At 62.9% G+C, this 23,240-nt stretch carries 23 protein-coding genes; 15 read left to right on the plus strand and 8 right to left on the minus strand.

Going from position 1 to position 23,240, the window contains the following annotated elements; translation table 11 throughout:
- Nucleotides 1-28 precede the first annotated feature (28 nt).
- On the plus strand, nt 29-1,993 hold the full coding sequence (locus D0B32_RS14070; RefSeq protein WP_117334579.1) for a DUF3857 and transglutaminase domain-containing protein: 1,965 nt from the start codon (nt 29-31) through the stop codon (nt 1,991-1,993).
- Nucleotides 1,994-1,997: 4 nt separating this feature from the next.
- On the opposite strand, the gene D0B32_RS14075 is transcribed toward D0B32_RS14070, so the two are convergent.
- Nucleotides 1,998-3,026: a serine/threonine protein kinase gene (locus D0B32_RS14075; RefSeq protein ID WP_117334580.1), complete on the minus strand. Its 1,029-nt coding sequence runs from the start codon at nt 3,024-3,026 to the stop codon at nt 1,998-2,000.
- A 68-nt stretch (nt 3,027-3,094) separates the two neighbouring features.
- Nucleotides 3,095-3,307 carry a hypothetical protein gene (locus D0B32_RS14080; protein ID WP_117334581.1) on the minus strand — a complete coding sequence of 71 codons (213 nt, stop codon included), beginning with the start codon at nt 3,305-3,307 and terminating at the stop codon, nt 3,095-3,097.
- Here D0B32_RS14080 and D0B32_RS32540 point away from each other — a divergent pair.
- From D0B32_RS32540 to D0B32_RS14090, 3 genes are all read left to right on the plus strand, one after another.
- Nucleotides 3,306-3,482 carry a hypothetical protein gene (locus D0B32_RS32540; RefSeq protein ID WP_181969804.1) on the plus strand — a complete coding sequence of 59 codons (177 nt, stop codon included), beginning with the start codon at nt 3,306-3,308 and terminating at the stop codon, nt 3,480-3,482. The two genes, D0B32_RS14080 and D0B32_RS32540, sit on opposite strands and share 2 nt — an antisense overlap.
- Before the next feature lie 157 nt (nt 3,483-3,639).
- Nucleotides 3,640-4,920 carry an MFS transporter gene (locus D0B32_RS14085; RefSeq protein WP_117334582.1) on the plus strand — a complete coding sequence of 427 codons (1,281 nt, stop codon included), beginning with the start codon at nt 3,640-3,642 and terminating at the stop codon, nt 4,918-4,920.
- A 280-nt stretch (nt 4,921-5,200) separates the two neighbouring features.
- On the plus strand, nt 5,201-5,386 hold the full coding sequence (locus D0B32_RS14090) for a hypothetical protein (protein ID WP_117334860.1): 186 nt from the start codon (nt 5,201-5,203) through the stop codon (nt 5,384-5,386).
- Nucleotides 5,387-5,445: 59 nt separating this feature from the next.
- Here the strand turns inward: D0B32_RS14090 and D0B32_RS14095 are convergent, their stop codons facing one another.
- On the minus strand, nt 5,446-6,456 hold the full coding sequence (locus tag D0B32_RS14095) for a fatty acid desaturase (RefSeq protein WP_117334583.1): 1,011 nt from the start codon (nt 6,454-6,456) through the stop codon (nt 5,446-5,448).
- A gap of 214 nt (nt 6,457-6,670) precedes the next feature.
- Nucleotides 6,671-7,714: an L-glyceraldehyde 3-phosphate reductase gene (mgrA, locus tag D0B32_RS14100; RefSeq protein ID WP_117334584.1), complete on the minus strand. Its 1,044-nt coding sequence runs from the start codon at nt 7,712-7,714 to the stop codon at nt 6,671-6,673.
- A gap of 304 nt (nt 7,715-8,018) precedes the next feature.
- Between mgrA and D0B32_RS14105 the strand changes: the two genes are divergently transcribed.
- Nucleotides 8,019-8,225, plus strand: a complete 207-nt coding sequence (locus D0B32_RS14105) for a DUF3185 family protein (RefSeq protein WP_117334585.1) — start codon at nt 8,019-8,021, stop codon at nt 8,223-8,225.
- Between the two features lie 10 nt (nt 8,226-8,235).
- Here the strand turns inward: D0B32_RS14105 and D0B32_RS14110 are convergent, their stop codons facing one another.
- Nucleotides 8,236-8,997 (minus strand): phytanoyl-CoA dioxygenase family protein, encoded by a 762-nt coding sequence (locus tag D0B32_RS14110; RefSeq protein ID WP_117334586.1) that lies wholly within the window; start codon nt 8,995-8,997, stop codon nt 8,236-8,238.
- 427 nt (nt 8,998-9,424) lie between these two features.
- On the opposite strand from D0B32_RS14110, the gene D0B32_RS14115 reads away from it, so the two are divergent.
- A complete protein-coding gene (locus D0B32_RS14115; protein WP_117334861.1) occupies nt 9,425-9,778 on the plus strand; it encodes a hypothetical protein in 354 nt (117 codons plus the stop codon).
- Nucleotides 9,779-9,897: 119 nt separating this feature from the next.
- Here the strand turns inward: D0B32_RS14115 and metK are convergent, their stop codons facing one another.
- Nucleotides 9,898-11,088, minus strand: a complete 1,191-nt coding sequence (gene metK / locus D0B32_RS14120; RefSeq protein ID WP_117334587.1) for a methionine adenosyltransferase — start codon at nt 11,086-11,088, stop codon at nt 9,898-9,900.
- Nucleotides 11,089-11,361: 273 nt separating this feature from the next.
- Between metK and D0B32_RS14125 the strand changes: the two genes are divergently transcribed.
- From D0B32_RS14125 to hslU, 9 genes are all read left to right on the plus strand, one after another.
- Nucleotides 11,362-12,249, plus strand: a complete 888-nt coding sequence (locus D0B32_RS14125) for a lipid A biosynthesis lauroyl acyltransferase (RefSeq protein WP_117334588.1) — start codon at nt 11,362-11,364, stop codon at nt 12,247-12,249.
- 94 nt (nt 12,250-12,343) lie between these two features.
- A complete protein-coding gene (gene dapF, locus D0B32_RS14130) occupies nt 12,344-13,207 on the plus strand; it encodes a diaminopimelate epimerase (protein ID WP_117334589.1) in 864 nt (287 codons plus the stop codon).
- A 200-nt stretch (nt 13,208-13,407) separates the two neighbouring features.
- A complete protein-coding gene (locus D0B32_RS14135) occupies nt 13,408-14,121 on the plus strand; it encodes a DUF484 family protein (RefSeq protein WP_117334590.1) in 714 nt (237 codons plus the stop codon).
- Nucleotides 14,122-14,234: 113 nt separating this feature from the next.
- Nucleotides 14,235-15,140 (plus strand): tyrosine recombinase XerC, encoded by a 906-nt coding sequence (xerC, locus tag D0B32_RS14140; protein ID WP_117334862.1) that lies wholly within the window; start codon nt 14,235-14,237, stop codon nt 15,138-15,140.
- Nucleotides 15,141-15,242: 102 nt separating this feature from the next.
- The gene (locus tag D0B32_RS14145) at nt 15,243-16,445 is read left to right on the plus strand and encodes a class I SAM-dependent rRNA methyltransferase (protein ID WP_117334591.1); all 1,203 of its coding nucleotides are present in this window, start codon (nt 15,243-15,245) and stop codon (nt 16,443-16,445) included.
- A gap of 228 nt (nt 16,446-16,673) precedes the next feature.
- Nucleotides 16,674-17,759 (plus strand): GTP-binding protein, encoded by a 1,086-nt coding sequence (locus tag D0B32_RS14150; protein ID WP_117334592.1) that lies wholly within the window; start codon nt 16,674-16,676, stop codon nt 17,757-17,759.
- Between the two features lie 614 nt (nt 17,760-18,373).
- The gene (dksA, locus tag D0B32_RS14160; RefSeq protein WP_074263073.1) at nt 18,374-18,793 is read left to right on the plus strand and encodes an RNA polymerase-binding protein DksA; all 420 of its coding nucleotides are present in this window, start codon (nt 18,374-18,376) and stop codon (nt 18,791-18,793) included.
- A 464-nt stretch (nt 18,794-19,257) separates the two neighbouring features.
- On the plus strand, nt 19,258-19,794 hold the full coding sequence (gene hslV, locus D0B32_RS14165; RefSeq protein ID WP_117334593.1) for an ATP-dependent protease subunit HslV: 537 nt from the start codon (nt 19,258-19,260) through the stop codon (nt 19,792-19,794).
- Nucleotides 19,795-19,803: 9 nt separating this feature from the next.
- Nucleotides 19,804-21,150 (plus strand): ATP-dependent protease ATPase subunit HslU, encoded by a 1,347-nt coding sequence (hslU, locus tag D0B32_RS14170; RefSeq protein WP_117334594.1) that lies wholly within the window; start codon nt 19,804-19,806, stop codon nt 21,148-21,150.
- Between the two features lie 166 nt (nt 21,151-21,316).
- Here hslU and D0B32_RS14175 read toward each other — a convergent pair whose 3' ends face one another.
- Together D0B32_RS14175 and D0B32_RS14180 are read right to left on the minus strand one after the other, a co-directional pair.
- A complete protein-coding gene (locus D0B32_RS14175) occupies nt 21,317-21,859 on the minus strand; it encodes a response regulator transcription factor (protein WP_117334595.1) in 543 nt (180 codons plus the stop codon).
- The gene (locus D0B32_RS14180) at nt 21,856-23,166 is read right to left on the minus strand and encodes an ATP-binding protein (protein ID WP_117334596.1); all 1,311 of its coding nucleotides are present in this window, start codon (nt 23,164-23,166) and stop codon (nt 21,856-21,858) included. The genes D0B32_RS14175 and D0B32_RS14180 overlap by 4 nt, the downstream gene beginning before the upstream one ends.
- Between the last annotated feature and the right edge of the window lie 74 nt (nt 23,167-23,240).

The raw sequence follows: 23,240 nt of genomic DNA on the forward strand, positions 1-23,240 counted from the left end.
CATAATCGTTCGCATACCTGAACCTGCCATGCGCCTCGCCCGCCTCGTGTGTATCGCCCTTGCCGGCTGGCTCACCAGTGCGTGTGCCACGAGCACCAGTGTGTCGAGCGCGCCAACCGACCCTTACACGAACGAAGGCGAAACGCAGACCTTCACGGTCAACGAGGACGGCTCGTTCGCCAAGCTCGACAGCGTGACGTTGCGCGTGAACAGCGAGGCAGGCGTAGCACGCGCGGCGCAGCAGTATGTCTGGTTCAATCGAAACATGGCGGACGTGCAGATCATCGAGGCGTACACGACCGGCGCCGATGGCGCGCGGCACGACGTGCAGCCCGAGCAGATTCGCGACGTGCAGGAAGCGCGCTCGTTCGATGCGCCGACCTTCCAGGACATTCAGGAAAAGGTCATCGTGTTTCCGGCGGTCGAACCCGGTGCGCGCGTGCATCTCACGTATCGCAAGACACAGAAAGTGCCTATCGTAGCGGGTCAATTCAGCGATTTCACACCGCCCGATCTCGCTCCCACACATAACTTCCGTCTGATCTACGATCTGCCCGCCGACAAGCCGCTGTATGCCGATGCGCGTGGCTTCACGGCGAGCCCGCCCGTCACGCACGATGGCCGCACCATTTACGAATTCCGCTACGACCGCGCGCATTTCGGCCGGCTCGAACGTGGGTCGGTGGCTTATGTGTCGTATGGCGACCGGCTCATGGTGTCCACTTTCGCGGACTATGCCGCGTTTGCCGCGACCTATCGCGCGTCGGCCGTGGACCCAAGCGCGCACAATGCCGCGCTCGTGCAGTTTGCACGCTCGCTCACCGCACATGACACGTCGCCGCGCGCAAAGGCCAAGACGCTCTACGACTGGGTGCGGCGCAACGTGCGATACGTCGCCATCAATGTAGGGCGAGCCGCCGTGGAACCACATCACGCCAGCGCGATTCTCGCGGACCGCTACGGCGACTGCAAAGATCACGTCGCGTTGTACAGCGCGTTGCTCGACGCCGTGGGCATCCGCAACGAGCCAGCCTTGATCAGCAACGGCACGATCTACACGCTGCCGAGCGTGCCCGGCTATGGCGTGATCAATCACGTCATTACGTGGCTGCCTGATCTGCAGATGTATGCGGACTCGACGGCGTCGAACGTCGAATTCGGCTATTTGCCGCCATCCGACATGGACCGTCCGGTGGTCCTCGTCAACGAGGGCACGCTTGCGCAAACACCCGCCACTGCGCCAATGGCGCACCGCACGGACCTGTCCATCACGGTCGCGCCGGATGGTTCAGCGAGCTTCGTCTATCAGCTCGAAGCTTCCGGCTGGTCGGCCGAGCAGGGTCGTGCGATGTTGCGCATGCAGACGCCGGCGCAACGTGAGGAGTCCATCCAGGCGGAATTGCGCAGCGCGAACCTGAACGGCACGGCCACGCTGTCGACCAGCGACCTGAGCGCAACGGACGGACCCTTGACTGTCACGATGACAGGCACGCTGGAAAGTCTCGTCGTACCGGGCGGTGCTGCCTCCATTCCGGCGCTGACGAGTCTCGCCGGAGGCTTCAGCGCCGATGCGCGCTATTGGCTCGGCGAACGGCGACGCACACAGCCGTTCATTTGCCATAACCTCGAATTGCACGAGCGCGCGCGCATTGCGCTGCCCGCCAATTTCCACGTGCTGGAGATGCCCGAGGCACTGCAGACGCAGGACCGTTATATCGACTTCAGTTCACGCTACGCATTCGATCCGCAGAGCAACGTGGTCACGATGACGCGCGACGGCAGCACGCATTTCGCCAGCGACGTCTGCATGCCCGACGATTTCGCCAGCGTGCGCCCGGTTATCGAAGCCATAGGACGCGACGTGCGCGCCGAGGTGATCGTGAAGTCGACGCTCGTCGAGACCTCGCACGTTGCGTCGTTCGAATCCGGCTCGCCGAATGCGCCGGGTTCGTCGGGTTCGCCGTCTTTACCGGCCACGCCGTTTGGACCCTAACGCGCTATACCGGCCAGAGCGGTCCTTCCTGCATCGCGCCGAGCTGCTCGCGCATCTCCAGGATGCGGTCCTCCCAGTAACGCTGCGTGTTGAACCACGGAAACGCCGCTGGAAACGCGGGGTCGTCCCAGCGTCGCGCGAGCCACGCCTGGTAGTGGATCAGGCGCAGCGTGCGCAGCGCTTCGATCAGATATAACTCGCGCGGCTCGAACTCGCAGAAATCTTCGTAGCCAGCGAGCAGATCGGCCAGCGCGCGCGAGGCTTCGACACGCTCGCCCGGCAGCAACAGCCATAGGTCCTGCACGGCAGGTCCCATGCGGCTATCGTCGAAATCGACGAAATGTGGCCCAGCATCGGTCCACAAGACGTTGCTCGGATGGCAGTCGCCGTGCATGCGCAAGGCGCGAATTTCGCCGGCCCGCTCGAAGGCTTGCTGCACGCCTTCCAGCGCGAGGTTCACGACCGTTTCCCAGGCAGTGCGGACGTCGTCGGGCACGAAGCGCTGGTTGAGCAGGAAATCGCGTGGCTCGTAGCCAAAGGTCTGAATATCCAGCGTGGGGCGCGCGATGTAATTCTGCGTTTGACCCACCGCGTGGATGCGGCCAATGAACCGCCCCAGCCATTCAAGCGTATCGCGCCGGTCCAGATCGGGCGCGCGGCCGCCGCGCCGCTCGAAGATCGAGAAGCGGAATCCGTCGAACGTATGCAATGTGTGGCCTTCGAAGGCACGTGCGGGCACGGCCGGAATCTCGCGCGCGGCAAGTTCGGCAACGAACGCGTGCTCTTCGAGGATGGCTTCGTCGGTCCAGCGTTCGGGCCGATAGAACTTGGCGACCACGGGCGGTCCGTCCTCGACACCAATCTGGTAGACGCGGTTTTCGTAGCTGTTGAGGGGCAGCATGCGCCCATCGGTGCGCACGCCGACCGTGCTCATTACGCTGTCGATAGCGTCGAGCACGCATTCCGGCGTCAGCCGGGCGAAAGGCACGGCACTGGAAGCGCCGTCCTGCGAATTGTGAGTTTCGTCGTTCATGCCCGCATTGTGCGCCGCGCCGTCCGCAAAGACGAGCGCCGCGGCACCGCCGCGGGCATCAAGCGCGTTCAGTGCATCTGCGCGCTGGACGGACGCACGAGTTCGCCCGTATCTATCAGGTCTTCGAGGAAAAAGGGTTCAGTGTTGAGTTGCAGCGAAGTGCCGGGTTCCCCGGCGTACCACGCCACCATCGCCATGTCGCCGAGAATACGCATGACTATCCCGCGCGCGCCTTGAGGCACGGCGATATGCACGGAGCGGACGATAGAACCGACTTGCATGATATTTCCCCGTTCTCCCATTGCCGGCTATATGGAAATCGTGCCGGTCGATGTGATGATAAAAAGCGCCGCTACGCCGAAAACGTTGCAAACGCACCTGATTTTTTCCGCGTCGGGCGCGGTGGCGGTCGAGTCCGATGACCTCACTTTACCGCATGCCGATGAGCCATCATAAACCCTGCTGCGCCGCTATATCGAAATCTCGCACGTCTGAACCCAATCGACCACTCTAAACACGCGTATGACACTGGCCCCGCTTGCCGGGCTCGAAGGCGTGATCGGTGCAATCGCGGTATCGTTGAGGCCTTTGCCATTGCGCAGGAGAGTGTTTCGTGACCGCATCGCCGGAACCCCACCGGACTGCTGCTTCAGCTGTTCCCCCGCCCCACGTTGCATCCCATGCTTCTCCCGCCGATGTGCCCTACCTCGAACGCGGCACGCACGCGTACTGGCGCGCGAGCGTCGCGCTGTTATTCGCAGGTTACGCGACCTTCTCACTGCTCTACTGTGTGCAACCCCTCCTGCCTGCGTTTTCCAGTGCGTTCGGGGTGAGTCCGGCGCAAAGCAGTCTGTCGCTCTCCGTGACGACGGCCGCGCTTGCGCTTGCTGTGTTCGTCGCCGGCTTCGTGTCCGAGGGCTGGAGCCGGCACCGTTTGATGACGCTGTCGTTGACGGTGTCAGCGCTGCTCACCCTGGGCGTGTCGGTCGCGCCGCAATGGCATCAGTTGCTGGTCTTGCGCACGCTCGAAGGACTCGCGCTGGGCGGCGTGCCGGCTGTCGCGATGGCCTATCTCGCGGAAGAAGTACATCCGGACGGGCTCGGCCTCGCAATGGGACTCTATGTGGGCGGCACCGCAATAGGCGGCATGGCAGGACGGGTCATCACCGGCGTGGTGGCTGACCTGTTTTCGTGGCGTGTGGCGATCGGCACGATCGGCGTGCTCGGCATTCTCGCGATGCTGGCGTTTCGCGCGCTGCTGCCGCCCTCACGCCACTTCGTGCCGCGTCGCGGACTCGGCTTCTCGCATCATCGTCTCGCGCTCGTCAAACAGTTCGCACGGCCGAGCCTGCCCGCGCTGTTCCTGATGGCGTTCGTACTGATGGGCAGCTTCGTCACGCTGTACAACTACATCGGTTACCGGCTGCTCGCGCCGCCGTTCCAGCTTAGCCAGACTGCCATAGGCGGCATCTTCGTCGTCTATCTGACCGGCGTGGTGGCGTCGCCGTGGTCGGGGCGCATGGCCGATACCTTCGGACGCGGCCGCGTGCTGACCGGCGCCATCGTCATCATGCTGGCCGGTCTGGCGCTGACGATGCTGCCGTCCATTCTCGGCATCGCGGCGGGGATCGCCTGCGTCACGTTTGGCTTTTTCGCCGGTCATGCGGTAGCGAGCGGCTGGGTGGGACGGCTCGCGAAAGAAGCCAAGGGACAGGCGGCCGCGCTGTATCTGCTGGCCTATTACCTTGGTTCGAGCATCGTCGGGTCGTATGGCGGACGTTTCTGGACGGCGCACGGCTGGAATGGCGTTGCCGGACTCGTAGCGGCGCTGCTGGCGCTTGGGGTGGTGACGTCGCTGTGGCTGCGCGGACGGGAGCGGCAAGGGGTGGCTTGAGCGGTTGCTGAGGCGGCTTTGGCGTGAGCCGCCTGTGCAGCACGCATATTCGAAAGCACGGTGTAAGCAAACGCTTCACACGTTCGCACCGCTTTGCCGGTGGCCGCCTGCCGGAGAGCCCCGTCCGGCGCGCCTGTCGCAACCGCGAAAGCGTCGCTGCAGCGCCGCAATCGTGCCTTTTTGCCCAAAGGGTGGCCTATACTCGAATCACGCGTGACAGCCGAAGTACTCCATAAAAAAGTGACTGTCGCCGTTAGGACATCAAAAGGAGACGGGCATGATGAATACCTACTTCACGGTCGCCGATTTCGTTCTGGTCATTCCGATGGCCTTGGCCGGTGCGTTGTTCGTCGGCGCGCTGCCCTGCAAAACGGAATTCCGGCACAACGTGTTTCGTCTGATTGGTGCGCTCATGGGTGTGGGCGTGGCGGTGCTGCTCGTGGAAGGGCTACCGGCGCTCGTTTAGCCGACGTCAATGGGCTTACGGGTGCGTACACAAGCGCGCGAGGCGCGCTTGCGGGGATCTCATGATGTCGTTGCGTCGAGTGCGCCCGGGCCTTTGAACTGACGCAGCACACTGCCGAAATAAGCGGGCGCTGGGGTTGCGCCTGCGTTGTCATGGGCTTCGCGTGCCAGAGCGGGCAACGCAGTCCACGGCACGGTTGGATGCTGATGATGCCATTGATGCAGATGGTGATTCATTAGTACGCCTTGCCATCCTCGCGGCACACGAAAATTTCGTGCGCGCCCAGGCACGTCGAGTCCTACGCCGTGATGCGGCAGGTTGTCGGCAAGCGATAACCAGACGCCACGCAGATACATCGTCTCGGCCAGCACCGGCCACCAGCGCCCGTAGAAATGAAACGCCACCGCGAAGAGCGCGAGCGCCAGCAGCGCGTCGCGGCGAATACGCGCACGCCGGGCCGGATCCGCTGCGAATCCACCGAACAGGCGTTGCACATCGGCGCCCACTGGGCCCTCGGCGCCAATCGCGCGCATCACCTGTGATCGCGCAAGCTTGCGAGGCAAAAAGGCCAGCGCCGGCAATGCCAGTTCGCCTACATACAAGCCGCCCAATATCCGCGCGTAATAGCTGACGCGTGTTTGCCAATGGGGCGTTGTTGCGTCGAGAACATCTGGGCGATCAAAAGGCTCGCGGGTAAAGCGATGGTGCATCAGATGCCCGAATCGCACGGCGTCGAAGGGCAGCGCGAAGGCGATCGCCAATGCACGCGCAACTGTTTCGTTCCAGCGGCGTTCGGCAAAAAGCTGCCCATGAATGGCCTCGTGAATCAGGCCCCAGTGCATGGGCGTGGAGATGACGAGTGGCACCATCAGCAGCAACGCAGGCGCGCCCCATGCACGCAGCAGAAAGGGCCACACAACGAGTTGCAACACCAACGCAAGCGTCATGAGCGCCAGCAAGGTGAGATTGGCGCGTGCGTTAATGGCGGTGCGTTTAGACGAGCGTCGTGCGCCTGGCGCGACAGACGGTGGTGTTGCTGATGCAGTCTGGGCGGCCGCACTTCGGTCCATCTTTCCTCCGTCGAATCATGGTCGGAGGCGACCTTAGCAGCGCTGTATGACAGCGGGAAGAATGGCAGGCGCCACGTCAGAGCGTTGCCTTTGATAGCGCACGTGAGCGCGCGCGCCGCCATGAAAAAAGCCGCCTTACGGCGGCTTTCCGATGCGTGGCCAAGCGCGCTTCGAGCGACGTTCAGCAAACCATGACCTCGCCGTGCAGCACCGCTTAAATTGCCTGATCCGTGGACGGCTTTTCCCACAGATTCACGCCGCCTTCAATCGCAAAGCGGTCGATCTCGGCCAGTTCCTCTTTCGAAAACTCGAGGTTCTTCAGCGCACCGGCGTTTTCGATCACTTGTTCGGGCTTGCTTGCGCCGATCAGGGCCGAGGTGATGCGCCCACCGCGCAGCGTCCATGCGAGCGCCATTTGCGCGAGGCTTTGGCCGCGTCGTTGCGCGATGTCGTTCAGCTTGCGCACGTGCTCGAGGTTTTGCGTGTTCAGGTGATCCTGCTTCAAAGAGCTGCCGCCCGGCTTGTTGACGCGCGCATCCTGCGGCACGCCGTTCAGATACTTGCCGGTCAGGAGACCCTGCGCCAGCGGCGTGAACGCGATGCTGCCCGTGCCGAGTTCATCCAGCGTGTCGAGCAACTCCTGCTCGACCCAACGGTTGAGCATGTTGTACGCCGGTTGATGGATCAGCAGCGGCACCTTGTATTCGGCGAGCAGCTTGGCCATCTCACGCGTCTTGGCTGCCGAGTACGACGAAATACCGACGTACAGCGCCTTACCCTGTTGCACCACGCTCGCCAGCGCGCCGGCGGTTTCTTCGAGCGGCGTATCGGCGTCGAAGCGGTGCGAGTAGAAGATGTCCACGTAGTCCAGACCCATACGTTGCAGGCTCTGATCCAGGCTGGCAAGGATGTATTTGCGCGAGCCGCCGCCCTGGCCATATGGGCCTGGCCACATATCCCAACCCGCTTTCGACGAGATCAGCAGTTCGTCGCGGTAAGGCTTGAAGTCGTCCTTGAACAGACGGCCGAAATTGGTTTCGGCGCTGCCATACGGGGGACCATAGTTGTTGGCCAGATCGAAGTGGGTGATCCCGAGATCGAAGGCCGTGCGCAGAATCTCGCGTTGCGTGGAGATGGGCGTCGTGTCGCCGAAGTTGTGCCACAGGCCAAGCGACAGCGCCGGCAGTTTGAGACCCGACTTGCCGCATACGCGGTACTGCATGTCTGAATAGCGTGCTGAGGCTGCTTCGTAAGCCATTGCTTGAGTCCTTGAGGTGAGCGGAAGGAAAGCGTGCCGGCGTCATGCTGCCAGTCACTGTTGTTGGGTTGAGTCTCGTGGGGCTGCGTTGCGTGGCGTTTGCGAGGTAGCACGCATGCCGCGCGTTATTACCCGGTGTTGCATCCAAGGCCACTGCGGCGACGACGCAGGGCGCTGCGCCGCAGACCAGCCCGTTATCTTAGCCAATCGCCGCGCCCATTGCAGGCACCCATTATGCGGGATGCACATGGACGCGGCCGCGCCGCTCCCCTACACTGCGGCGACACTTTTACGGGAGGAATCCATGACAAAAGCGATTTCAGTCGCGCTGATCGTTGGTGGTGTGCTGTTGCTGTACTTCGGTGGCCAGGCGTTTCATTCGTTGAGCAGCGATGTATCACGGGTATTCACCGGCTCGCCCACCAACAAGGCCATCTTTCTGATTGCCGGCGGTGTGGTGGCGACGCTCGCGGGTCTGATCGGCATCACCACGTCCGGCCGGCGGCGCTAACTCGCCCGGATCAGAACGCAACCTCAGGCTTCGACGTCGAACGCGATCCCGGCAGCGCGACATTGCTCGCGCCGTGATACGTGTACACCAGCGAAAACTTCACCGCGTCGCTGAGGTTCTGCCCTGCGGAGTGCAGCGTGTTGCAGTGGAAAAACACCACGTCGCCCTTCTTGAGTTCGGGCGACACCGCAGCACGAATCTGCGCCTCGTTTTCCGGCAGATCGGCGCGGAAAAACTTGGCCTGATCGAAACGGTCTGAGGTGAACGTTGCCGTGTGCGAGCGCGGCACGAACCACAAGCCGCCGTTGTCCACGGTCTCGGACCCTAGCGCAAGCCATGTGGACACCAGATCGTCCCGCTCGAAGGACCAGTAGCGCGCATCACGATGCCAGCCGGTCAAACTGCCGTACGCGGGATGCTTGGTCATCATGCAGTTGTGATGCGCGCGCGACAGACGCGGCTCCTCACCGAAATACAGCTCCATCCAGCCGCGGATTTCCGGGGCCGTGGCCCACTGTGCAAAGCGCGGGTGCCGCGCGTAGGCATCGAGCAAACGGCGCACGGTATGGCCGCCCGGCGCGTGCCGTGAATCCGGCGCGCCAGGATAGCGCAGGTCGGCTTCGAACTCGACCGGTGCGGCCGCTTCCTGCAACTGCAACTGCGCAATCTCTTTCATTTCATCACAGCGTTCGGGCGCAACCAGCCCCGGCACCACGACGAAGCCCTGCTCCCGCAAACTCTGAACCTGTTCTTTTTTCGAATGAACTGACATGGCGATCCAATACGTTCTGCTAGCCGATGCTCGATTGTAAAGCGGGCGTGATCGGCATGCGGCGTTTGCGTTCGCCTGCGCAATGGGCGGCTTGAAACGGTGCACGGGAGCCTGCACCCAGCGCGAGCATTCCTGCACGCCATTTGCGCACAAAGGGCGTGATCACACGGCTATCTTCTGCTTATTTCCTCCGTAGAAACCCGTAGTCGCTCGGGTTAAAACGGACTTTCTTGCGTCACGATTCGCGTGTAGCCTGCACGCATGTCGAATGTACTTGCCGTTCTTTCCCTTGGCGCACGGGCCGTCGAGCCCCACGCCGTCGCCGCACCCCATCCGTATTCAGGTTTGCGCGTCGAATTCGCTGGCACGCTTGCTGCATATTTTTGCAGCAACCGCGCCCGGTGACCCGCTGCCTATCGTTGAAGCCATGCACACTCTTTTGAACACCCGCTTGACCCGTGCCGCCCTCAAGGCAGCACGTCCCGCCCGCCGCCGTGTGGTGCGGGCTCTGCGCCATCACGCCACCCGCACGCGGGCACTCGCCGGACAATGGCGCGATGCCGGGCCGGTGGATAGCATCCGCATGTGGTTCCAGACCTTTTTCCGCGCGCTGCGCACCCAGGCAAGCTCACGCCGCTTCTCGCTACGCACGCTGCTGCGCAAGCCGACGCCGTTACGCGCGCTGCCTGCGCCTCGCGCGCTTGCACCGCGCAGCACCAGTCGGCGGCCGCGCCGTATGTCGTTTGGTCAGGAAGGGTGGTTCGGCTTCGCGAGCCGCTGAAACGCCGAGGCCTGAAGCGGTAGCGCGGTGAGACAACACGCACGACCATGAAAAAACCCCCGCCCGGCTTGCGCCGGCGGGGGTTTTTGTTCGTGCCGCGGACTGCGTTGCAGCGACGCTCAGGCGATCGCGGCGGCAACCGGTTCCGTACCGGCAGCTTCGGCCAGTACCAGCGCCTTGTCTGTGGCTTCCCACGTGAATTCCGGCTCTTCGCGGCCAAAGTGGCCGTAAGCCGCGCTCTTCTCGTAGATCGGACGCAGCAGATCCAGCATCTGGATGATGCCCTTCGGACGCAGATCGAAATGTTCCTGCACCAGACGCGTGATCGTCGCATCCGACACGCGGCCCGTACCGAACGTGTTGACCATCACCGAAGTGGGCTGCGCCACGCCAATGGCGTACGACACCTGGATCAGGCAACGCGAGGCGAGACCGGCCGCGACGATGTTCTTCGCGACATAACGGCCTGCATAAGCCGCCGAACGGTCGACCTTGGACGGATCCTTGCCCGAGAACGCGCCGCCACCGTGCGGAGCTGCGCCGCCGTACGTGTCGACGATGATCTTGCGGCCCGTCAGACCGCAATCGCCTTGCGGACCGCCAATCACGAAACGGCCCGTCGGGTTCACCAGGAACTTGATGTTGCCCTTGATGAGCTCGGCCGGCAGGGTCGGCTTGATAACTTCTTCGATGACGGCTTCACGCAGCGTGGACAGTTCGATGTCCGGCGAATGTTGGGTGGACAGCACGACGGTGTCGATGGAATCCGGCTTGCCGTCGACATAACGCACCGTGACCTGCGACTTCGCATCCGGACGCAGCCAGGGCAGACGGCCGTCGCGACGCAGGTTGGCCTGGCGTTCCACGAGGCGGTGCGACAGGTGAATGGGCAGCGGCATCAGTTCCGGCGTTTCTTCGCACGCGTAACCGAACATCAGGCCCTGGTCGCCCGCGCCTTGATCGAGGTTGTTGTCGTGCGCACGGTCGACGCCTTGCGCGATATCCGGCGATTGCTTGTCGTACGCCACCAGCACGGCACAGCCGCGATAGTCGATACCGAAGTCGGTATTGTCGTAACCAATGCGCTTGATCGTGTTGCGCGCGATCTGGATGTAGTCGACGTTTGCCGTGGTGGTAATTTCACCCGCCAGCACGACCAGACCCGTGTTGCACAGCGTTTCAGCGGCAACGCGCGAGTACTTGTCCTGGGTCAGGATGGCGTCGAGAATGGCGTCGGAGATTTGGTCGGCGACCTTGTCCGGATGGCCTTCGGAAACGGATTCGGAAGTGAAGAGATAGTCGTTTGCCACGTTGCAGACTCCTGTTATGTGGTTACGGTGAGCTTCACGTAGCCTGCTTCGGGAGCCTGAAGCGGCGACGCTTTAGCGGATTTCCTGACTGTTCGGTGTAAATCGTGATGCACACCAAGCAGCTTCGCCCCGCAAGTTGTCTATTAACTCGGCGAAGACCGTATTATAGCGACTTCCTACAATTGTCACAGAGTACCCACGCGTGTTGTATCTCGACCCGTTCGCCGTTTTCTTATGCGTAGTGTTGGCTGACACACATTACGGAGCCCGTGCATGCTGAGCCGCCTGGGAGCGAAGTTCGCCATTGGGCTGCTGAAACTGTTCGCACTGCTGCCTTACGGCCTGATTGCCCGCCTCGGCGACGGGCTCGGCTGGCTGCTGTATCAGATCCCCAGCCGCCGCAAACGTATCGTCCACATCAATCTGAAGCTGTGCTTTCCGGAGTGGAGCGAGGAGCGTCGTGAGGACGTCGCGCAGAAGCACTTCCGGCATGCCATCCGCAGCTACCTGGAGCGCAGCGTGCAGTGGTTCGCGCCCGCCGAAAAGCTCGAAAAGCTGATCCAGCTCGACAGCGCGATCGACCTCACCGATCCGAACCTGCCGCCCACTCTGTTTCTGGGCTTTCACTTCGTCGGCATCGAAGCGGGCTCGATCTTCCTGAACTACTCGCTCAGGCGCCAATGCGGCTCGCTGTATCAACCCATGTCGAACCCGGAGCTCGAAGAAGTGGCCAAGGCCGCGCGGGCCCGTTTCGGAGCGGATATGGCGAGCCGCGCAGACAGCGCGCGCATCGTGCTGCGCTGGCTGCGCGACAAAAAACCGGTCATGCTCGGCGCCGACATGGACTACGGCATGCGCAATTCGACCTTCGTGCCGTTCTTTGGCGTACCGACCTGCACGCTCACCGCCGTGGGCCGGCTCGCGAAGGTCGGGCACGCGCAGGTGGTGCCGTTCATCGGCGAGGTGCTGCCGAACTACAAGGGGTATCGGCTGAAGGTGTTCAAGCCGTGGGACAACTACCCCACCGGCGATGACGAAGCCGACGCCCGTCGCATGAACGCCTTCCTCGAAGAGCAGATTCCGTTGATGCCGGAGCAGTACTACTGGGTGCACAAGCGCTTCAAGACGCGGCCGCCCGGCGTGCCGAGCGTCTATGCCTGATGCACGCGGGAAGCCCGGCAGCGGCCTCAGCGGCCCGTCGCGAGGCGTTTAAACCGGTTCGGCGCGCCACCGCGCGCTCCCTTACAATAGCGGCATGAAACTGAAATTCACCAAGATGCACGGCGCGGGCAATGACTTCGTCGTGCTTGACGGCTTCACCCAGCCGCTCAATCTGAGCGCGGCGCAAGTGCGCGCGCTCGCAGACCGGCACTTTGGCGTCGGCGCTGATCAATTGCTGCTGGTCGAAAAACCTACCGTCGACGGCGTGGATTTCAGATATCGCATCTTCAACTGCGACGGTGGTGAGGTCGAACATTGCGGCAACGGGGCGCGTTGCTTCGTCAAGTTCGTCCGCGACACGCATCTCACCGACAAGCGCACAGTGCGCGTGCAGGTGCAGAACGGCGTCATCACGCTCACCATGCAGGAGAACGGCGACGTCACGGTCGACATGGGCACGCCCGTGTTCGAGCCGGCTCGGGTACCGTTCGACGCCAACGGTCTGGAAGGGCGCCGCGAAGGCGACGACACGCTCTGGCCGCTCGAGATCAACGGCGCGACGCGGTTCGTGTCGGCGGTGTCGATGGGCAATCCGCATGCAGTGCAGATCGTCGACGACGTCGAGGCGTTCCCGGTCCTCGTCGACGGTCCGGTCATCGAACGTCATGCGCGCTTCCCGCAGAAGGTGAACGCCGGCTTCATGCAGATCGTCGCACGCAATGAAATCAAGCTGCGCGTCTTTGAGCGCGGCGCCGGCGAAACGCTCGCCTGCGGCACGGGTGCCTGCGCGGCGGTGGCGGCCGGTATCCGTCGTGGTCTGCTGGACTCGCCGGTGAAGGTGCATACCCACGGCGGCATCCTGACCATTTCGTGGAACGGCGAGCACGACCCGTCGCCGCTCCTGATGGCCGGGCCGGCCGCGACCGTCTTCGAAGGCGAAATCGAACTCGCCGACTGACTGGCTTGATGAGTAGCGCGCGTTGCGCGAGTAGTTCTTGCCCGGCCAGTCAGCGCATTTAACGAACGGCCGGGGCAGCGCCGCAGAAGTGGCCAACGGAAGTTGTGAACCGCAGTTGCCAGGCGCAATTGCCAACCGAAGGCCAAGTGAATCCATTGACCGATGCGCCCGCGTAAGGGCGTCGTCCTTTAGCCGAAACCATGAACGATCGCGAAGTCGCCGAATACCTGCTCGCCAATCCTGATTTCTTCGCCGAACACGCGGAAATGCTCGCGACGATCCGGCTTGCGAACCCGCATGGCAAAGCCGCGGTTTCGCTGCAGGAACGGCAAATGGAAATGCTGCGCGACAAGAACAAGCATCTCGAACGCCGCCTTGCAGAACTGCTGCGCTACGGTCACGAGAACGACAGCATTGCCTCCAAGTTCAATCGCTGGACCATTCGCGTGATGGCCGAACGCGATCCGTACGCGCTGCCGCGCACGATCGCCAACGGGCTGCGCGACGTGTTCGATATGCCGCAAGCCGCACTGCGCGTGTGGGACGTGGCCGAGCCCTACAACCAGGCGGAATTTGCGCGTCAGGTAGGCGAAGAAGTGCGGATTTTCGCCAACAGCCTCACCACGCCTTACTGCGGCGCCAACACCGGCTTCGAAGCCGCGCAATGGCTCGCGCCGACGCTGACGGCGGTGTCCACGGAAGGCGGCAGCACGCCGGAAGGCGATCAGGCCACGGAATCCATCGCACTGCTGGCATTGCGCGATCCGGAAGCCGATGAAGGCGCCGCGACCTTCGGCTTGCTGGTGATGGGCTCGTCCGACCCGCGCCGCTTCCACGAAGGTATGGCCACCGACTTCCTGACGCAGATCAGCGCCCTCGCCAGCGCGGCGTTGAGCCGCCTGCTGCCGCGCTGACGCGACCACACCGGCCCGATATCGTGAGCGCCGCCGAGCCGAATGCCAATCCGACGACGGATGCAGATGCGGGTGCAAACCCAACTCCGGACGCGGCTCAACGTAGCGGGCCCATCGCTGGATATCTGTCGCATCTCGAGCACGAGCGTCGTCTGTCCGCGCACACGCTGCGCGGCTACACCCACGAACTCGACGAACTGCGGCTGCTGGCAAAAGGCCGGCCGCTGCAGAGCCTGAGCGCCATCGATATCCGCGGGGCGGTCTCGCGGGCTCACGCCAGCGGCATGACGGCGCGCTCGATCAGCCATCGGCTGTCGGCATGGCGCGCGTTTTACCGGTGGCTGGCCGGGCGCGTCGATCTGCCGGCCAATCCGGTCGCCACCGTGCGCGCGCCGAAGCAGGCGAAAACCTTGCCGAAGGCGCTCTCCGTCGACGACGCCAACCGCCTCATGGAAGCCCCCGCGGCCGGCACGGCGGAAGGGCTGCGCGATCACGCCATCCTCGAGTTGTTCTATTCTTCGGGCCTGCGGCTCGCCGAGCTGGTTGGACTCGACGTGCGCTTTGCCGACGTCAACGGCTATCGTTCCGCTGGCTGGCTCAAGCTCGACGCGGCCGAAGTGGAAGTGCTCGGCAAGGGCAACCGGCGCCGCATCGTGCCGGTCGGCAGCAAGGCGCTCGACGCGTTGCGCGCGTGGCTCGCCGTACGCGACGAGTGGGTCAAGGGCGATCCGCATCCGCTGTTTCTTTCGGCGCGCGGCAACCGCATGTCGCCGAACGTCGTGCGCGAACGCGTCAAGCGCATGGCGCTGGTGGCCGGTGTGCCGGCCAATGTCCACCCGCACGTGCTGCGTCACTCGTTTGCTACGCACGTGCTGCAGTCCAGCGGCGATCTGCGCGCCGTGCAGGAACTGCTCGGCCACGCCAGTATCACCGCCACCCAGGTCTATACCGCGCTCGACTTCCAGCATCTCGCGCACGTCTACGATCAGGCTCACCCGCGCGCGAAAAAGCGCGATTGAACGGGCAGTTGGGACGTGGCTGGCCTCGGGGCTGGCGCCACGGTTGGCCCCGCGCTTAGTCCCGCGCTCAGCCTTTCACTTTGCTGGATACCTCCTCGAATCATGAACACAGTCACGCTGAAACCGTCGAAAGACAAGTCGCTGCAGCGCCGCCATCCGTGGGTCTACGCGACCGCGATCGACCGCGTCGACGGCAACCCCGCGCCCGGTGCCACGGTGCTCGTGCGCGCCCACGACGGCCGCTTCCTCGCGCGCGCCGCGTACAGCCCGCATTCGCAGATCCGCGCGCGCGTCTGGAGTTTCGACGAGACCGAGCCGATCGACCACGCTTTCTTCAAGCGCCGCGTGCAGCGGGCCGTCGCGCACCGGCAAGCACTGGTGCACGACACCGGCGCGGTGCGGCTCATCTTTGGCGAAGCGGACGGCCTGCCCGGTCTGATCGTCGACCATTACGTCGCCGAAGCCGCCGGTCAGCGCAGCCAGCTCGTCTGCCAGTTCATGGCCACCGGCGTCGAGGCGTGGAAAGAGGCGATCGTGGCGGCGCTCATCAGCGCAACGGGTTGCCCGAACGTCTACGAGCGTTCGGACGTGTCGATCCGCGAGAAGGAAGGTCTCGAGCAGACCACCGGCGTACTGGCCGGCGAGCCGCCCTCGGACCCGCTGATCGCCAGCGAAAACGGCGTGCGTTATCACGTCGACGTGCGCAACGGCCATAAAACCGGCTTCTACGTGGATCAGCGCGACAACCGGGCACTGGTGCAGCAGCTCGCGCAGGATCGCGACGTACTGAACTGCTTCTGCTACACCGGCGGCTTTTCGCTCGCCGCCCTCAAGGGTGGCGCGAAGCGCGTGGTGTCGATCGATTCGTCCGGTGAAGCGCTGGCGTTGGCGCAGCAAAACGTCGTGGCCAACGGCTTCGATGCGGCGCGCGCTGAGTGGCTCGACGCGGACGCGTTCAAAACGCTGCGCCGCCTGTACGATGACGGCGAACGCTTCGATCTGGTAGTGCTGGACCCGCCCAAGTTCGCGCCGTCGCGCGAACATGTGGACCGCGCCTCGCGTGCCTACAAGGACATCAATCTGACCGGGCTCAAACTGCTGCGTCCGGGCGGGCTGCTCTTCACGTATTCGTGCTCGGGCGCGATCGACGCAGAGCTGTTCCAGAAGATCGTCGCCGGCGCGGCCGCCGACGCCCGGGTCGACGCGCGAATCCTGAAGCGACTGGGCGCCGGCGTCGATCATCCGCTGCTCACGGCCTTTCCCGAAGGCGAATATCTGAAAGGCCTATTGTTGCAAATCGCCTGATCGCCCATAGTTTCGGGGTATTTCCGCCGCGTTGGCTTGCTGGCCATTCGAACCGGGTTTTGAAAGCCGCCTTTGACGGCCAGCTTCGAACGCCGTTTCAGGCCTCCCCAGCAGCGGCTTGGCAGATATGTTTCAATAACCGACCAGCGCGAGCCGCGCGGCCCTGCCCGCCGGCTTCGGTACGCATTCCGATTCACGCAAAGATCCACGCACCAACAGGCGACCACCATGATTCCCGTGACTATCCTGACCGGCTTCCTCGGCAGCGGCAAAACCACCCTGCTCAAGCGCATCCTGAACGAAAAACACGGCATGAAGATCGCCGTGATCGAGAATGAGTTTGGCGAAGAGAACATCGACAACGACATCCTCGTGCAGGACTCGAACGAGCAGATCATCCAGATGAGCAACGGCTGTATCTGCTGCACGATTCGCGGCGATCTGGCGCGCGTGCTCAGCGACCTGGGCGCGAAAAAGCGCGCCGGTGAAGTGGATTTCGACCGCGTCGTGATCGAAACCACCGGCCTCGCCAACCCCGGCCCGGTGGCGCAGACGTTCTTCATGGATAACGAGATCGCCGACGAATTCCTGCTCGACGCCATCATCACGCTGGTCGACGCCAAGCACGCCAACCATCAACTGGACGAGCACGAAGTGGTGCAGCGTCAGGTCGGCTTCGCGGACCGTCTGTTCATCACCAAGGCCGACCTGGTCGACGAAGCGGCGCTGGACGCCCTGCGCCACCGTCTGCTGCACATGAATCCGCGTGCGGCCGTCAAGGTGGTGAATTTCGGTGAGGCCGACATCAAGGAAATCTTCGACCTGCGCGGCTTCAACCTGAATTCGAAGCTCGAGATCGACCCGGATTTTCTCGCCGAAGACGAGCACGCGCATAGCCACGCTCACGCGCATGATGAGCACGGCCATACTCACGATCACGCGAATTGCGACCACGATCATGGCCACTGCGATCACGAAGGCCATGACCACGGCCATCACCATCACGCGCATCACGACGACAAAATCAAGTCATTCGTATTCCGCAGCGAACGCGCGTTTGATCCAAACAAGCTGGAAGATTTTCTCGGCGGCATTTTGCAAATCTACGGCGAACGGCTGCTGCGTTATAAAGGCGTGCTTTATATGAAGGGCGTCGACCGCAAGGTGGTGTTCCAGGGCGTGCACCAGATGATGGGCAGCGATCTGGCCGCGAAGTGGCAACCGGTCGAGAAGAAAAACAGCAAAATGGTCTTTATCGGCATTGAGCTTCCGCAAGACCTGATTACGGACGGCTTGACCGCCTGTCTCGTCTGACGAACCCGCACGGCTAAAGACGCGGATAAGGACGCAGATAAGGGCGCCGGGAACGCCGAATGCTACGGGTCAGAGAACTCGCACGCGTCTGAAACAGACCGAAAACAGCCCGCAAACGCGTTAATTGCGAAAAACGCGTGAAAACCCTGTTGCAGGAATCGTGCACGGCCATCGCTTTTTGGCCGTGCGCGCGTTATATTTTCGGGATATCGGCGTGCAACGGGGATGATTCGTTCCCATTGCGGTGCCGGATTGTGATTCAGTTACAATACGTGCCCACTGGAGAATGACAAAGAATTGCCCGGTCAGCGCGTAACCCGCGCCGGGTAATATACGGCGCCGGAAAATCTTGTCCGGGGAGCTACACGCCGAGAAGCCGGCTGGCGCTTTGCCTCGACAGGCCGCGTCGCCGGTAAAGCATTGCCTCAGGAGCATTTGAAGATCGTTTCCAGAGGAGTTCGGCCCCGCATTCGCGCCCGACGCTTCGGCGTCACGACAGCCCACCGTCCGTGTTCGCCGGCGCTCAAAAGCGCCCGCCTTGGGCGCCTTTGCGGGCAACACGAAAGTGCGGGCAACCTGTAGAAGTTTTGCCTCACATTGAAGAAGCAAGCCAGATGACGACGAAACGACTCTTGACCGAAGCCGAAATCCTGAAGATGAGCGACAAGGATTACATGAATGAGGATCAGCTCGCTTTCTTCAAGAACAAGCTCGAACAGTTGCAGGCGGATATTCTCCGCAATGCCGGCCAGACGACCGAAAATCTTCGCGAAACCGTGATCGTGCCGGACCCGGCCGACCGCGCGACGATCGAGGAAGAGCATGCGCTCGAACTGCGCACGCGCGACCGCGAACGCAAGCTGCTGAAGAAGGTGCAGCAATCCATTGCGCGCATCGAATCGGGTGAGTACGGCTGGTGCGAAGAAACCGGCGAGCCGATTGGTATTCCGCGTATGCTCGCACGGCCCACGGCTACCCTGTCGCTCGAAGCGCAGGAACGCCGCGAACTGCGCCAGAAGCTGTTCGGCGACTGAACGCCACCGGCGCGGTTCGGGTACCGCGCCATTTCACGTTGCTTCGTCGAGAGGCGCACGGTGAACTGTGCGCCTTTTTTCTTTTGCATTTCGTCGATGCCGTACGGTTTGCGCCAGCGCCGCGCCAGCCTGGCGTCATGCATCGTCTCCACGACCGACCCCGCCGCCCGTTGCGCAATCGGTTCCATATCCCGGCGGCAGATTCGCTGCATCAATTCCCTCGCATTTTTCCGCCCCTGGCCATCCGGCTAGCTCTTGATATGACCGCGCACGCCCTAAAATAAACCGGACATGCGTAGTACGAGCGCGCGCATGGCCGGCTTTCATGCGGCTGTATTGCTGGCGCGCGCCCTGTCCGCACAACCGGATTCCAGCGGCAACGCACCGGCGCCCGAGTGGTCGAAGCGAGGCGCAGTGGTAAAGGTGCAGTGCTGCGTCCCACCTGTTTTGCAAAAGGAACGCATATGGAGCAATTTCACGGCACGACGATCGTCTCCGTGCGCCGCGGTGACAAGGTCGCCCTGGGCGGCGACGGCCAGGTGACACTGGGCAACATCGTCATGAAAGGCGGTGCGAAGAAGGTCCGGCGCATCTATAACGGCCAGGTGCTGGTCGGCTTCGCCGGTGGCACCGCCGATGCCTTCTCCCTGCTCGATCGCTTCGAAGCCAAGCTCGAGAAGCATCAGGGCAACCTGACCCGCTCGGCGGTCGAACTCGCCAAAGACTGGCGCACCGACCGCATGCTGCGCCGGCTCGAAGCCATGCTCATCGCCGCCGACGCGCACACCACCCTCGTCATCACCGGCAACGGCGACGTGCTGGACCCGGAAGGCGGAATCTGCGCGATCGGTTCGGGCGGCTCATACGCCCAGGCCGCCGCCAAGGCACTTGCTGACAACACCGACCTGTCGCCCCGCGAGATCGTCGAGAAGTCGCTGGAGATTGCCGGCGACATGTGCATCTATACGAATCACAACCGCGTCATCGAGACGATCGAGTAAGGACCCACGATGAGCACCATGACCCCGGCCGAGATCGTCTCGGAACTCGACAAGCACATCATTGGCCAAGGCCGCGCCAAGAAAGCGGTTGCCGTGGCGCTGCGCAACCGCTGGCGCCGTCAGCAGGTTGGCGAGCCGCTGCGTCAGGAAATCACGCCAAAGAACATTCTGATGATCGGACCGACGGGCGTCGGCAAGACGGAAATCGCCCGGCGTCTCGCGAAGCTGGCCGACGCGCCGTTCATCAAGATCGAAGCCACCAAGTTCACGGAAGTGGGCTACGTGGGGCGCGATGTCGACAGCATCGTGCGCGATCTGATTGAAATTTCGGTCAAGCAAACCCGCGAAACCGAGATGCGCAAGGTACGCACCAAGGCCGAGGATCAGGCCGAAGACCGCATTCTCGACATCCTGTTGCCGAGCGCGCGTCCGGTAGGCTTCGGCGCCAGTTCGAGCGCCGCGGACACGGCGGACGAAGGCGGCACGACGCGTCAAACGTTCCGCAAACGCCTGCGCGAAGGCCTGCTGGACGACAAGGAAATTGAGCTGGATGTTGAGCTGCCGCAAGTCGGCATGGACATCATGGGGCCGCCGGGCATGGAAGACATGACCGAGCAGATCCGTTCCATGTTCGCGAATCTGGGCGGCGGCAAGAAAACGCGCCGTAAGCTGAAGGTCAAGGAAGCGCTGAAGCTGCTCACCGATGAGGAAGCCGCCAAGATGCTCAACGACGAGGAAGTGAAGACCAAGGCGGTGCAGAACGTCGAGCAGAACGGCATTGTGTTCCTCGATGAAATCGACAAGATCGCCTCGCGCAGTGAAGCTGGCGGCGGTGAGGTTTCACGCCAGGGTGTGCAACGCGATTTGCTGCCGCTCGTCGAAGGCACGACCATCAACACGAAGTACGGCATGGTGAAGACGGATCACATTCTGTTCATCGCCAGCGGTGCGTTTCATCTCGCCAAGCCGAGCGACCTGATCCCCGAACTGCAGGGCCGATTCCCGATTCGTGTCGAGCTGGACTCGCTGTCGGTCAACGACTTCGAGTCGATCCTGGTCTCCACCGACGCAAGCCTCGTCAAGCAATATCAGGCGCTGCTGGCCACGGAAGACGTGCAGCTCGATTTCGCCGACGACGGCATCCGCCGTCTGGCCGAAATCGCTTTCTCGGTCAACGAAAAGACTGAGAACATCGGGGCGCGCCGGCTTTACACGGTGATTGAAAAGCTGCTGGAGGAAGTGTCGTTCGCAGCCGGCAATCACGCGGGCACCAACGTGAAGATCGACGCGGCGTATGTGGATCGCGCGCTGAACGAAGTCGCTGACGACGAAGACCTGTCGCGCTACGTGTTGTGAGTTTCACGTGACGCACACGCAAGCGCGGAAACGACTTGCCTGATGCCAAACGCGTGATACCAAACGCGTGACCCCAAACAAAACGGGCGGCCCCTCAAAAGGCCGCCCGTTTTTCCATTCCCTCGTGGCGCGGAGCTTTCACCCGCGCAGCTGCCTGCCTCAAGGGCTACTGCTTGACCGGCCGCTTCGCCAGCTTGCGTTGCAGCGTACGCCGATGCATGTTCAACGCACGCGCCGTTGCCGAAATATTGCCGCCGTGCTCCGCCAGCACGCGCTGAATGTGCTCCCATTCCAGCCGCGCCACCGAAAGCGGCGTGGGATGTTCGATCGCGTCCTCCGCCTGCAACGCGCTCGCTTCGCTTTGCAGTGCCGAGAGAATCGTCTCGACGTTTGCCGGCTTCGCCAGATAGTTGTCCGCGCCATCTTTCACCGCCTGCACGGCGGTTGCGATGCTCGCGTATCCCGTCAGCACCAGCATGCGTGCATCCGGTTGCAACTCGCGCAGCGGCGCCACGAGCGTCAGTCCCGAGTCGTTGCCTAGATGAAGGTCCACCGTGATCTGGCCGAACTTCTGCTGGTTCGCCAGCTTGATCGCTTCGTCGGCGTTGTGCGCTTCCGCTACGGTATATCCACGTCGCGTCAGACCGCGCGCGAGGATGCCGGAGAACACTTCGTCGTCGTCGATCACCAGAAAATTCATATCGCTCATGCCTGTTTCTCCGCATTGGATGGCGCGACGCCCGTGCGTCCGACGCCAGAAGATTGACGGCCCCCTACGGGCAGCCGCAGCACCGCGCGCGTCCCGCGCGGCGTGAAGTCGTTGACGTCCGTGAGCTCGATGGATCCGCGCAGTCGTGCGGCCGCCGAAAACGCCAGGTACAGGCCTACGCCGTGTCCGCCTTGTGTGCTGTCCACCGGCATGGCGCCCAGCGAGCCGCGCAACGACGCCGGAATGCCCGGCCCGGCGTCGCACACTTCGAATTCGATGCGATCGCCCTGTGGCGACAGGCGCGCCGCCAGCGTCACATGATCGCGGCTTGCACGCGCCGCATTGTCGAGCAGGATGGTGAGGATCTGGCTGACCGCCACGGTATCGTCAAGATTGAATTCAGCCGGAGGCGTGCCGATGCGTTCGAACTTGACGTGTGGATGACGCAGCCGCCACTGCTGCGCGAACGACTCCAGCCATTCGCCAACCGGCTCCCGCGCGGCCGTCACCGATGCACGCGAGCGCAGCCGCGCCAGCGCCGAGGTGCACAGCGTCATTTGCTGTTCGAGCAGATCGAGATCCGCCTTGTACGGCGCGAGCCCCTGGTCGGTGCGGGCGGCGTCGCGCAGCTCTTCGGAGAGCATCGCAATGGTGGAGAGTGGCGTGCCGATTTCATGCGCCACGGTCGCGGCCTGCACGCCGAGCGCCACCGCGCGCTCGTCGCGCAACAGGCGCTGCTGGGCGTCGCCGAGCGCCGCGTCGCGCAGACGCAGACCACGCGACATGCGCGCCACGAACCACGCAATCAGCCCGACGCTGACGGTGAAGTTCACCCACTCACCGGCGCGGTAGTAGTCGAACAGATTGGCCGGGTTGTCGAGATTCAGCGGCACGGAATCGAAGCCAAGCAGTGCGTAGCAAATCACGGCGAAGGCTGCGAGCCAGGCCATCAGATGCCACGGCAGCACCGCGGCCGCGATGGCCAGCGAAGGTAGATACAGCGAAACAAACGGATTCGTCGTGCCGCCCGACAGGAACAGGAGCGCGGACAAGGTGCCCAGATCGACCCATAGTTGCCCGAACAATTCGAGATTGGATTCAGGGCGTTGCCGCGCGACGCGCATCCACGTCAGCGCGTTGAACACCATTTCGAGGCCGATCACAAGCAGCATGGCCTGCAACGGCAAGTGCACGCCAATAAAAATCTGGACGACCGCGATGGTCACCAGTTGGCCGATGATAGCGAGGCAGCGCAGCCAGAACAGATGTCCCAGGTTGACGCGGCCGGTGTTGGTTATACGATGCATGACACGAGTTTACCCGTTCAGACTCGTCTCACATACGGCGACGCTTTGCGTCGGTAGCATCCACCGCTTGACAA

It is taken from the genome of Paraburkholderia sp. DHOC27 (assembly GCF_003429005.1).
In the GTDB taxonomy this organism is placed as follows: Bacteria; Pseudomonadota; Gammaproteobacteria; order Burkholderiales; family Burkholderiaceae; genus Paraburkholderia.